Source organism: Streptomyces sp. CB02400, assembly GCF_001905725.1.
Taxonomy (GTDB): Bacteria; Actinomycetota; Actinomycetes; order Streptomycetales; family Streptomycetaceae; genus Streptomyces; species Streptomyces atrovirens.
On sequence record NZ_LIWB01000004.1, the window covers coordinates 534,470 to 545,766 of the forward strand.

The 11,297-nt window shown below is 70.9% G+C and carries 11 protein-coding genes; 3 read left to right on the top strand and 8 right to left on the bottom strand.

Features of this window, described 5'->3' with window-relative positions; all coding sequences use genetic code 11:
• Positions 1–22: 22 nt before the first annotated feature.
• The 3 genes from AMK33_RS13495 to AMK33_RS13505 all read left to right on the top strand — a co-directional run bounded on the left by AMK33_RS13495 (position 23) and on the right by AMK33_RS13505 (position 4,134).
• Positions 23–934, top strand: coding sequence for an HAD family hydrolase (locus AMK33_RS13495; RefSeq protein ID WP_073933024.1), 912 nt, complete (start codon positions 23–25; stop codon positions 932–934).
• Positions 935–1,769: 835 nt separating this feature from the next.
• On the top strand, positions 1,770–2,621 hold the full coding sequence (locus AMK33_RS13500; protein ID WP_073933025.1) for an ECF subfamily RNA polymerase sigma factor, BldN family: 852 nt from the start codon (positions 1,770–1,772) through the stop codon (positions 2,619–2,621).
• 259 nt (positions 2,622–2,880) lie between these two features.
• Positions 2,881–4,134, top strand: a complete 1,254-nt coding sequence (locus AMK33_RS13505) for a DUF5667 domain-containing protein (RefSeq protein ID WP_073933026.1) — start codon at positions 2,881–2,883, stop codon at positions 4,132–4,134.
• Positions 4,135–4,324: 190 nt separating this feature from the next.
• Here AMK33_RS13505 and AMK33_RS13510 read toward each other — a convergent pair whose 3' ends face one another.
• From AMK33_RS13510 to AMK33_RS13545, 8 genes are all read right to left on the bottom strand, one after another.
• Positions 4,325–5,410, bottom strand: coding sequence for a lysophospholipid acyltransferase family protein (locus tag AMK33_RS13510; protein ID WP_073933027.1), 1,086 nt, complete (start codon positions 5,408–5,410; stop codon positions 4,325–4,327).
• A gap of 14 nt (positions 5,411–5,424) precedes the next feature.
• On the bottom strand, positions 5,425–6,486 hold the full coding sequence (locus AMK33_RS13515; RefSeq protein WP_073933028.1) for an NAD-dependent epimerase/dehydratase family protein: 1,062 nt from the start codon (positions 6,484–6,486) through the stop codon (positions 5,425–5,427).
• A gap of 184 nt (positions 6,487–6,670) precedes the next feature.
• Positions 6,671–6,769: a 30S ribosomal protein bS22 gene (locus AMK33_RS13520; protein ID WP_003948845.1), complete on the bottom strand. Its 99-nt coding sequence runs from the start codon at positions 6,767–6,769 to the stop codon at positions 6,671–6,673.
• Between the two features lie 154 nt (positions 6,770–6,923).
• On the bottom strand, positions 6,924–7,136 hold the full coding sequence (locus AMK33_RS13525; protein WP_004984898.1) for a helix-turn-helix domain-containing protein: 213 nt from the start codon (positions 7,134–7,136) through the stop codon (positions 6,924–6,926).
• 129 nt (positions 7,137–7,265) lie between these two features.
• Positions 7,266–8,087: a phosphatase gene (locus tag AMK33_RS13530; protein WP_073933064.1), complete on the bottom strand. Its 822-nt coding sequence runs from the start codon at positions 8,085–8,087 to the stop codon at positions 7,266–7,268.
• 88 nt (positions 8,088–8,175) lie between these two features.
• On the bottom strand, positions 8,176–9,348 hold the full coding sequence (locus tag AMK33_RS13535; protein ID WP_073933030.1) for an acetoin utilization protein AcuC: 1,173 nt from the start codon (positions 9,346–9,348) through the stop codon (positions 8,176–8,178).
• The gene (locus AMK33_RS13540) at positions 9,299–10,540 is read right to left on the bottom strand and encodes an MFS transporter (protein WP_107425098.1); all 1,242 of its coding nucleotides are present in this window, start codon (positions 10,538–10,540) and stop codon (positions 9,299–9,301) included. The genes AMK33_RS13535 and AMK33_RS13540 overlap by 50 nt, the downstream gene beginning before the upstream one ends.
• Positions 10,541–10,606: 66 nt before the next feature.
• Positions 10,607–11,263, bottom strand: coding sequence for an HAD family hydrolase (locus tag AMK33_RS13545; RefSeq protein WP_073933032.1), 657 nt, complete (start codon positions 11,261–11,263; stop codon positions 10,607–10,609).
• Between the last annotated feature and the right edge of the window lie 34 nt (positions 11,264–11,297).

Below are 11,297 nucleotides of genomic sequence, written 5' to 3' on the forward strand. Positions count from 1 at the left end.
GCCGACTGGCTATGCTCACGCCATGGCCGCTCTCGGATGGCTCACTCCCCGTAGGCGCTCCGCCACGGCACGAAGCGTGCTGGCAGGCGAGGCCTCGGCGGAGGCAGCGCGCAAGTCCACCCAGGAAGTTTCCGAACGCGAACCGGAGTTCCCGGTCGTCGGGGACGAACGGGCCGCCGCGTTCTTCGACCTGGACAACACGGTGATGCAGGGCGCCGCCCTGTTCCACTTCGGGCGGGGACTGTACAAACGGAAGTTCTTCGAGACACGCGAGCTGGCGCGGTTCGCCTGGCAGCAGGCGTGGTTCCGGCTGGCCGGGGTCGAGGACCCCGAGCACATGCAGGAGGCCCGCGACTCGGCGCTCTCCATCGTCCAGGGCCACCGCGTCTCCGAGCTGCAGTCCATCGGCGAGGAGATCTACGACGAGTACATGGCCGAGCGGATCTGGCCGGGCACCCGGGCGCTGGCACAGGCGCACCTGGACGCGGGGCAGCGGGTGTGGCTGGTGACGGCGGCGCCGGTGGAGATCGCCCAGGTGATCGCGCGCCGGCTGGGGCTGACGGGCGCGCTCGGCACGGTGGCGGAGTCGGTCGACGGCGTGTACACGGGCAAACTGGTGGGCGAACCACTGCACGGCCCCGCGAAGGCGGAGGCGGTACGCGCGCTGGCGCTCGCGGAGGAACTGGACCTCGGCCGCTGCGCGGCGTACAGCGACTCGCACAACGACATCCCGATGCTGTCCCTGGTGGGCCACCCCTACGCGATCAACCCGGACTCCAAGCTCCGCAAACACGCCCGCCGCATGGACTGGCGCCTACGCGACTACCGCACCGGCCGCAAGGCGGCCAAGGTCGGCATCCCGGCAGCAGCAGGCGTCGGCGCGGTAGCCGGCGGCACAGCAGCCGCCATCGCCCTCCACCGCAAACGCCGCTGACACACGCGATCCCGCTCACCGCGGGCAGCCGCATGCGCAAGACCGCGGACCGTCGCGCCGCCGGGACGACACGGGTGGACACGACAGCACCCCACAAACACCACTCATCGCGGGCAGTCGTGCCGCCGGGACGACACGAGCGGACACGACAGCACCCCACAAACACCACTCACCGCAGACAGTCGTGCCGCCAGGACGACACGAGCGGACACGACAGCACCCCACAAACGCCGCTCATCGCGGGCAGTCGTGCCGCTGGGGCGGCACGGGTGGGCGCGACGGCACCCCACAAGCGCCGGGCAGCGCGACGAACCCCCGCTCAACCGCGGCACCGCGCACCCGGCCAACCCCGCCGCACGGGCAAACGTGACTGCACCCGACAAACGCCGGGCCGCGCGGACACCCCCGCCCCGGCCCCGGCACCGGCACCGGACCCCGTCAACCCCGCCGCCGCACCACGCCCCCGGTCAACCCCCATCCCCCCACCGAACCGACCACCGCGGACCACTTCCGCCACCCCGCCCCCGCCCCCGGCCAATCCAACTGCCGTACCCCACAACCCCCTTGCCCAGTCCTCTTGGCTGCACACGGCCACGACCCGCCCCACACCCACCCGAAACACGAACCATTCCGGTCAACAACCGATCACCACACCGCACCTGAACACCCATCAACCGGTTACGGAAACGACGTAATCGACGATTTGAGCAACTCGGTGTAGCAGAGCCTGCACGAAGCGTTATTCTCCTCAGACGCAATCCGGTACCCCAACCCAGCTACCACGGGTGAACGGTCCCGCACTGCACGTGATGGAAGCTCTGCCTCTGGGAGTCCCGTGTACCCACACGTCGGGGTTGACGCCTCGGGCCTGGCTACGCTGCGCGCGACAGTCGCGACAGCCCGAGACCTGCTGCGCGGCATCGTCCCCATCGCGCACACGGTCCCCGCGTTCGCCACCGCCCCCGCCGCCGGCCCGTGCTACGCCCTCGCCGACGGCAGCGCCGCGGTCGGCGGACGGGGGCGCCGCTCCACAGCGCCCTCCACACCCCCCGCCGCCACGGCCAGGGGCGCGGCCAGAGGAGCCGCCGCCAGGACGACCACCGGCACCCCCGCCGCCCGCCGCCCCGCCGCCGACAGCGACAGTGCCCGGATGATGGACCTCGTCGAGCGCGCCCAGGCCGGCGAGGCCGAGGCCTTCGGCCGGCTGTACGACCAGTACAGTGACACCGTCTACCGCTACATCTACTACCGCGTCGGCGGCAAGGCGACCGCCGAGGACCTCACCAGCGAGACCTTTCTGCGCGCACTGCGCCGCATCGGCACCTTCACCTGGCAGGGCCGCGACTTCGGCGCCTGGCTGGTGACCATCGCCCGCAACCTCGTCGCCGACCACTTCAAGTCCAGCCGCTTCCGCCTCGAGGTCACCACCGGCGAGATGCTCGACGCCAACGAGGTCGAGCGCTCCCCCGAGGATTCCGTTCTCGAGTCCCTGTCCAACGCCGCCCTCCTCGATGCCGTACGACGACTCAACCCCCAACAGCGGGAGTGCGTCACGCTCCGATTCCTCCAAGGTCTGTCCGTCGCGGAGACCGCCCGTGTGATGGGCAAGAACGAGGGTGCCATCAAGACCCTCCAGTACCGGGCCGTCCGCACCCTCGCCCGGCTCCTCCCGGACGACGCCCGCTGACCCGGACCCGTCCGTCCACCCGCCGACCGGAACACGCTCCGCGACACCCAACTCACGGTACGTGAAACCCGGTTGGCTTCGTCATTCGGCCATCCCGGGTCCGTAACCCAAGTGCCGCGCCACTCGTTGTGCGGGATACAGGCTCCCTGTGGTCACCCCCTGACCGACTTCGATCACTCGATCGTGTGGCCCTGGTCAGGGCGGGAACCCTCAGGACCCCCTGGGGAGTCGACCGTGATGACGAGAGGAGGTGCCGCCAGTGATCGCGAACGTATCGGCGCACCGGCGGGCGAACGCCTTCGCCCAGGCCCTGGAGGAGCAGTCCGACCGGGGCACGGCGGCCGAGCAGTCCGAAGGATCGGCACCGGCCCCGGCCGCCGCCGCGGAGACCGGGCAGGCAAAACTGCTCGCGCTGACCTCCGGCCTCGGCGCGCTGCCCAAGCCGGAACTGGACCCCGAGGTCAAGGTCGTGCAGCGGGCCCAGCTGGTGGCCGCGTTCGAGGCCATGCTCCAGGAAGGCACCGCTGCGGGCGAGGCGACGCACCAGGCCGTACCCGAACAGCGCTCGCGCCGGGCCAGGGGCACCCACCGGGCGACCCCGCTGGGCAAGCTGCGACCACGCTCGCGGCTGGCCAAAGGGCTCACCGCGGGCGGACTCACCGTCGGCGTCGCCGCCGGCGCCCTCGGCGGAGTCGCCGTCGCCAGCTCCGACGCCCTGCCCGGTGACTCCCTCTACGGAGTCAAGCGCGGCATCGAGGACGTCAAGCTCGGCCTCGCCGACGGCAACGACGAGCGTGGCCGGGTCTACCTCGACCACGCCTCCACCCGCCTGGGCGAAGCCCGCCGGCTGATGGAGCGCGACCGCGGCGGCACCCTCGACCATGAGTCCCTCGGCGAGATCCGCCGCGCCCTGTCCGGGATGCGGCACGACGCCGCCGAGGGCCACCGGCTGCTGCGCGAGGCCTACGAGCGCGACCCGGACTCCCTGGGCCCCATGCAGGCGCTCTCCTCCTTCTCCCGGACGCACCGCCAGAGCTGGGGCACCCTGCGCGACCGGCTGCCCGTGCAGCTTGGGGACGTGAGTGAGCAGGTCTCGTCGGTGTTCGACGCCATAGAGGAAGACGTCGCCCCGCTGCGGTCGCTGCTCCCCCAGCCCTCGACCGACGAGGACGACGACGGTGCGGAGCGGCGCGGCTCCGAGTCGACACCCGGCACCCCGTCGTCCGGCACGGGCCCCTCGCAGTCCCCCGACACGGGCGACGGCACCTCCGGCGAGAGCGGCGCCGGCAGCGCCGGCCCCTCCGGTTCCGCCGACACCGGCCGCGAGACCGACGGCCTGCTAGGCGGCAACACCGGCGGCCTGCTCGACCCGCCCAAGGAAAGCGACGCCGTCTCCACCCCTCCACCGGCGGAAGACCACATCACCCCGCCCCCCGCCCCCGACATCACCCTCCCACCCCTCCTCCCCGGCCTCCTCCCCGGCCTGGGCATCGACAGCGAGGACGACGAGTAGGACAGAATGCGCAGTTCCCCGCACCCCTTCAAGGGTGCGGGGAACTGCGCATTCTTCAGGGGCGCGGGGGACTGCGCTTCTTCAGGGGCGCGGGGAACTGCGCGAACAACCACAACCGGCCCGCACCCGCCACACACCCCACCGCACCGAGCTCTCCCGCACCCAGCGCCCCGGGGTCAGAGGGGCCCCTTCAGAAGAACACCGACCTGCGCTGCACCAGCAACTTGTACAGCGTGTGCTGAATCTGCTCCCTGACCTGATCGGTCAGATTGAACATCAGCATCGGATCATCCGCCGCCTCCAACGGATACCCATCCGTCAAAATCGGCTCACCGAACTGAATCGTCCACTTCGTCGGCAACGGGATCGCCCCCAACGGCCCCAGCCAAGGAAACGTCGGCGTCAGCGGAAAGTACGGAAAGCCCAGCACCCGCGCCAACGTCTTCGCGTTGCCGATCATCGGGTAGATCTCCTCCGCCCCGACGATCGAGCACGGAACGATCGGGACACCCTGCCGCAGCGCGGTGGAGACGAACCCGCCACGCCCGAACCGCTGCAACTTGTACCGCTCACCGAACGGCTTCCCGATGCCCTTGAACCCCTCCGGCATCACCCCCACCAGCTCACCCTGCCCGAGCAGCTGCTCGGCGTCCTCCGCGCACGCCAGGGTGTGCCCGAGCTTGCGGGCGAGTTCGTTGACCACGGGCAGCATGAACACCAGGTCCGCCGCGAGCAGCCGCAGATGCCGGCCGGCCGGATGGTGGTCGTGGACGGCGACCTGCATCATCAGCCCGTCCACCGGCACCGTCCCCGAGTGGTTGGCGACGATCAGCGCGCCGCCCTCCGAGGGGATGTTCTCGATGCCCTTCACCTCGACCCGGAAGTACTTCTCGTACACCGGCCGCAGCAGGGACATCAGGACCTGGTCGGTGAGCTCCTCGTCGTAGCCGAAGTCGTCGACGTCGTAGTCCCCGGTGAGCCGACGGCGCAGAAACGCCAGCCCGCTCGCGACCCGCCGCTCCAGACCGCCGGTGCCGTCGTCGGCGGCCTCCACGGCCGGCTCCTGGGGCTGCTCGTCCTCACCGGTCACCGGAACATCATCCTGCACGGACGCCACACCCGGCAGCGGCTGAACCTCCCCGACCTCCCCGACCACCGCGGGCCGCGCACCGCCCTGGCGCCGGCTCCCCGCGCCCCGGCGACGCGACGGGCGCTGCGCGGCACCCCCACGTGAGCGGTGGTCGTCGTCGAACGGAATGACCTTGGCGTCCGCCATCGTTGCTGCGCTCCTCAGTTGGCGCTCTGCGTCGGGGGGTGACCGCTGCCCGGCAGGGGCAGCGCGGCGATCCGGTCGACGGCCCTCGCGAGCCTCTCCGGCGGAAGCAGCCCAGGACCGCGACTGCGCACGAAGTCCGCAAACGTTTCAGCAGTCGAGTACTTCGGGGTGAAACCCAGCGTCTCCCGCATCTGGTCCGTCGCCACCACCCGCCCGTGCGTGAGCAGCCGGATCTGCTCGGGCGAGAAGTCCGTCATCCCCAGCGTACGCACCAGCGAGCCCGCCCAGGTGACCGCGGGAAGCAGCAGCGGCACGGTCGGCCTGCCCAGCCGTCGCGAGCACTGCGAGAGCAGCAGCACGCCGTCACCGGCGATGTTGAAGGTCCCGCTGTTGAGCGTGGAGCGCCTCGGTTCGTGCGAGCCGATCCGCAGCACCTCGATCACGTCGTCCTCGTGCACGAACTGCAGCCGGGGGTCGTAGCCGAACACGGTCGGCAGCACCGGCAGCGAGAAGTACGAGGCGAGCGGGCTGTCCGCGGCCGGGCCCAGGATGTTGGCGAACCGCAGCACGCACACGGCGACGTCCGGTCGGCGCCGCGCGAAGCCGCGCACGTACCCCTCGACCTCGACCGTGTCCTTCGCGAAGCCACCGCTGGGCAGCGACTTGGGCGGGGTCGACTCGGTGAAGACCGCCGGGTCGCGGGGCGCGGAACCGTAGACGTTCGTACTGGACTTCACGACCAGCCGTTTGATGTTCGGGGACTTCTGGCAGGCACCCAGCAGCTGCATGGTGCCGATGACGTTGGTCTCCTTCAGCGCGGTCCGGCCGCCGCTGCCGAGCGGCGTGCCGGTCACGTCGAGGTGGACGACCGTGTCGGCGCCCGACTCGGCCAGCACCCGCGCGACGGTGGGCTGGCGGATGTCCGCCTGGACGAAGTCGGCGCCGCCCAGGTGGTGCTCGGGCGGGACCGCGTCCACGCCGACGACCCGGTCCACCTCCGGATCCCGCAGGATCCGCCGGACGAAACGGCCCCCCAGCTGACGGGCCACCCCGGTCACGAGCACGACCTTTCCCAAGATCAGCGCCTTCCTCTCGCCCTGCTCCCGACGGCCAACCTATCGGGTCACCGTCGCTCTGTGGTGCCGACCGGATGCTTGAAGTGACGACAGCCCCGGACGTACGAATGCCGGAAGTCCGAATGGCAGTGGCCCCCCACCGGAGTGCGGTGGGGGGCCACTGGACACGCTCTCGCGCTGTCGCTTACTTCTTGTTGCGACGCTGAACGCGCGTGCGCTTGAGCAGCTTGCGGTGCTTCTTCTTGGCCATCCGCTTGCGCCGCTTCTTGATAACAGAGCCCACGACTACCCTCGCTCACTTCTCATCACTCGGTGTTTGGGCGCCATGGGCCCACACGACCTACGAGGGGCTAGCCTACCCGCCCGAGCGCTGAGACCGTAATCGAGGTGACCGGGGAGGCCCACGAGTGCCCGGTACGGACCTCCCCGGATCGCCGTCAGGCGGTTTCCACCCCCACGTAGCTCTCGCGGAGGTACTCGTGAACCGCTTGCTCCGGGACGCGGAAGGACCGCCCCACCCGGATCGCGGGCAGATGACCACTGTGCACCAGCCGGTACACGGTCATCTTCGACACTCGCATCACCGAGGCGACTTCCGCCACGGTAAGGAACTGAACCTCGTTCAGAGGCCTCTCGCCAGCTGCAGCCATGACACACCTGCACCTTCCGCACTCGACGGCCACCGGCTTCCCCTTCCGGTGACTCTTCGTCGCTGCGTGCTCACTCCCCAATGTAGGGGCGGGTGATGCGAGTGGGGAAGAGGTGCACCCATCGGCGGCCTACTGTGACAGACACGCTCGATTGAGTACGTAGCGGGCCAGCGGCAGGTAGTGATCGGACCGCACGCCGTCATCAAGTGGAACGACGAGGGACACGGTCCCCTCGGCCTCGCCGACGAACGGCGCGGGGTCGTTCACATCGGCCGGCCCGACGGCCTCGAACCCCAGCTGACCTGCCCCGCAGACCCATCCGTGATCGCCGATCACCAACTCCGGAAGCGGCCCGCCGGCGTCGGCCGCCGCGGCGAGCGCGGTCCGAACCGGGAGGGGGGAGTGCGTGTGTGCGCCCGGCTCACAACCGGGGCGTTCCGCGGTCGCACCCCGGACGAGCCCGACTCCTCGTACGTAGTCGAGATTGCACGTGCGTAGACCGAACCGGGTCGTTATGTCGACACAGCGACCCTGCGCGGGGGTGAGGACGGCACATCCCACCGCCGACAATGCGTCTGCCAGAGCGGCGTAGAAGCCGAGCAACCGGTGCGGATGACCGGTGCCGAGCAGCACCGGCCCGCCACGCTCCGCAGCGACCGCCAGCCGCTCGGCGAAGGCGTCCAGGGCGGCCAGGGTCCGCTCGGGGTCGATCACATCATGGCCGAAGGTGTGCGCGGGATCGGCCGAAACCCCACACCGGTCCGCCATCAGAGCGAGCAATTCCCGCTCGCCCCATACCCATTCCGGGTCCAACCCGATCAGCAGACGCGGATCCCGGGCGGCGAACAGCCGGTAGCTCCGCAGGCTCTCCTCCCGCGTGGTGCCCACGACCCCGGCGAGCCGGACAGCGAGGAGATGCGCACGAAGCTCGGCGGTGGCGGTGGTCGGCACGCAAGCGATGGTGCGGGACACGGGGACGAGGCGGGCCGGGAACGGCGGAACACCGCACGGTCGGCGTAACGGAACGCCCGTACGGCCGTCAGGCCAGCAGCCCCCGCAGCGGGAACACCGCGCGCCGCGCCGCCAGGATCGCCTGGTCCAGACGGTCCGCCGGGTCGTACCCCTCGTCCCACGCGGCCCAGGAGACCGGCCACCGCCCGTCCGTCATCCGCCGCGGCGCCGGCTGCCGGGTCCGGGCGTACACCTCCTGCCGCCAGCCCTCGGGGATCACCGTCGTGGGCTCCACCGGCCGCTCGGCCGCGATGCCCACCAGATGGGTCCAGGACCGCGGCACGACCTCCACCACCGCGTAACCGCCACCGCCCAGCGCCACCCACCGCCCGTCGGCGTACTCGTGCGCCAGCTCGTGGCACGCCACCTGCACCGCCCGCTGCGCGTCCAGCGACACCGCCAGATGCGCCAGCGGATCCTCGAAGTGCGTGTCGGCCCCGTGCTGCGTCACCAGCACCTGCGGCCGGAAGTCCGCGATCAGCTCCGGCACGACCGAGTGGAACGCCCGCAGCCACCCCGCGTCCCCGGTCCCGGCCGGCAGCGCCACGTTGACCGCGCCGCCCTCCGCGCTGTCCGCCCCCGTCTCCTCCGGCCACCCGGTCTGCGGGAACAGCGTCCGCGGATGCTCGTGCAGCGAGATCGTCAGCACCCGCGGGTCCTCCCAGAATGCCGCCTGCACCCCGTCCCCGTGATGCACGTCGACGTCGACGTACGCGACCCGCTCCGCGCCCAGCTCCAGCAGCCGGGCGATCGCCAGCGCGGCGTCGTTGTACACGCAGAAGCCGGAGGCCGCGCCCGGCATGGCGTGGTGCAGTCCGCCCGCGAAGTTCACCGCGTGCGGCGCGTCCCCGCGCCACACCGCCTCCGCCGCGCCCACCGACTGCCCCGCGATCAGCGCCGACACCTCGTGCATCCCGGCGAACGCGGGATCGTCCACCGTCCCCAGCCCGTACGACTGGTCCGCCGCCCCCGGATCGGCCGAGGCGGCCCGCACCGCCTCGATGTAGTCCTCCCGGTGGACGAGCCGCAGCGTCGACTCCCCGGCCGCCTTCGCGGCGACCACCTCCACCTCACGGTCGAGCCCGAGGGCACCGACCAGACTCCGGGTCAGCGCCAGCCGGACCGGGTCCATCGGATGGTCCCGGCCGAAGTCATAGCCCGTTACTGCCTCGTCCCACATCAGCTGTACGCGCCCGCTCATGCCCGACACCGTATCGGTCCGGTTCAGCGGCGAACGACCTGGCGTACACGAGCGTCACCAGCACCAACACCATCGGTACGAGCATCGCCCCGCGGTAGCTCCAAGCATCGCCGAGCGCTCCGACCAACGGCGAACCGATCAGAAAGCCCACATAATTGAAGACATTGAGCCGCGCGACGGCCGCATCCGAAGCCCCGGGGCCCCCACGCTCGGCAGCCCGCCGCCCCGCCGCCGCGAAGGTCTGCGGCACCAGCACGCACAGCCCGAGCCCCAGCAGCGTGAACCCCAGCATCCCCACCCATGCACCGGGCGCCCCGGCCACCACGAGGAACCCCACCGCCGCCACCAGCGCCCCCGCCCGCACCACCGTCACGGCCCCGAACCGCCGCACCCCGACGTCCCCGATCGCCCGCCCCAGCAGCGTGGTGACCATGTAGACGTTGTACGGAACGGTCGCGAGCTGCTCCGAACTCCCCAGCACGTCCTGGAGGTACTTCGCGCTCCAGTTGGAGACCGTCGAGTCCCCGATGTACGCCACCGTCATCACCAGGCAGAGCGGCAACAGCCACTTGAGGCCGCCGGTCGTGTGCCCGCTCTTCGTGGTCTCCTTCGTGTTCTCCGGGGCCTGCTCGCCGCCTCCGTCGACATACCACCGGCTCCCGACCAGCGCGGCCGGCAGCAGCACCAGCACCACCGGCAGATACGACACCCACAACGCCAGATCCCAGTGCGCCCCCACCCACGCGAGTGACGCCCCGACGATCCCGCCCGCGCTGTACGCGGCATGAAAGCTCAGCATGATGCTGCGCCCGTACGCCCGCTGCAGACTCACCCCGAGCATGTTCATCGACGCGTCCAGCGCACCGACGGCCAGCCCGAACGCGGCCAGCGCCACCGCGAGGGCTGCCATGTGCTCGCCCGCCCCGACCCCGAGGAGCGCCAGCAGCACCACGGGCTGCGACCACCGCAGCACCCGGCTCGGCGGCACCCGCCTCACCAGCCGCTCCGTGGTGACGCTCCCGACGCCGGCCAGGATCGGCACGGCGGCGAGGAAGACCGGCAGCAGCGCGTCGGAGACCCCGTACCGGTCCTGGATGGCCGGGATCCGCGTCACGAGCAGAGCGAAGGCGACGCCCTGCACGAGGAAGCTGAACGCCAGCGAGCCCCTGCCGCGCCGCAGCACATCAGTCATGGCGGCGAGCGTAGGGCTCGGGGGTACCGGTGGGTAGATCCGGTCAAAGATGAGTTGCGCTCAGTTTCAGCTCGGGTCCCCGTCGAGCAGTGCGGTCAACTCCCGCATGTCCTCGAAGAGTCCTGTGGCTCCGGAGAGCTTCCCGGCGGGCGTCATCGCGGTGAACCCGTACACATCCATCCCGGCCGCGACCGCCGCCTGGACGCCCAGCGGACTGTCCTCGACGACCACGCACCGCTCGGGCGCCACACCCATCCGCTCGGCCGCGTACAGGAACAGGTCCGGCGCCGGCTTCCCCCGCCCCACATCCTGCGAGCTGAAGATCCGCTCGTCGTCGAACCACCGGTCGAGCCCCGTCGTGCGGTGCCCCACCCGGATCCGCTCATGGCTCCCGGACGAGGCCACACAGTACGGCACCCCGTCGGCGGCCAGCTTCTCGAGTACGTCCATGGCGCCGACCACCGGCTTCAACTCCCGCTCGAACGCGGCGAAGACCCGGGCGTGGAACACGTCGTCGAAGTCCGCCGGCAACCGCTGCCCGGTCCGTTCCTCGACGAGATCGTGCACGCGGTGCATGGCGGAGCCCATGTAGTCACGGATGGAGTCCTCGTACGAGGTCGGGTGGCCGAGGTCGGTGAGATAGGCGGCCAGGAGCCGGTTGGAGATCGGCTCACTGTCGACGAGAACGCCGTCGTTGTCGAAGAGGACCAGGTCATAGCGCATACCCCTGACCCTAAACGCAGAAAACCCCGCACCG

Bases quoted from the DNA above. Each gene is read 5' to 3' on its own strand.
- AMK33_RS13495 (WP_073933024.1), top strand. From the start codon at position 23: ATGGCCGCTCTCGGATGGCTCACTCCCCGTAGGCGCTCCGCCACGGCA.
- AMK33_RS13510 (WP_073933027.1), bottom strand. From the start codon at position 5,410: ATGGCGGACGCCAAGGTCATTCCGTTCGACGACGACCACCGCTCACGT.
- AMK33_RS13525 (WP_004984898.1), bottom strand. From the start codon at position 7,136: ATGGCTGCAGCTGGCGAGAGGCCTCTGAACGAGGTTCAGTTCCTTACC.
- AMK33_RS13535 (WP_073933030.1), bottom strand. From the start codon at position 9,348: ATGAGCGGGCGCGTACAGCTGATGTGGGACGAGGCAGTAACGGGCTAT.
- AMK33_RS13540 (WP_107425098.1), bottom strand. From the start codon at position 10,540: ATGACTGATGTGCTGCGGCGCGGCAGGGGCTCGCTGGCGTTCAGCTTC.
- AMK33_RS13545 (WP_073933032.1), bottom strand. From the start codon at position 11,263: ATGCGCTATGACCTGGTCCTCTTCGACAACGACGGCGTTCTCGTCGAC.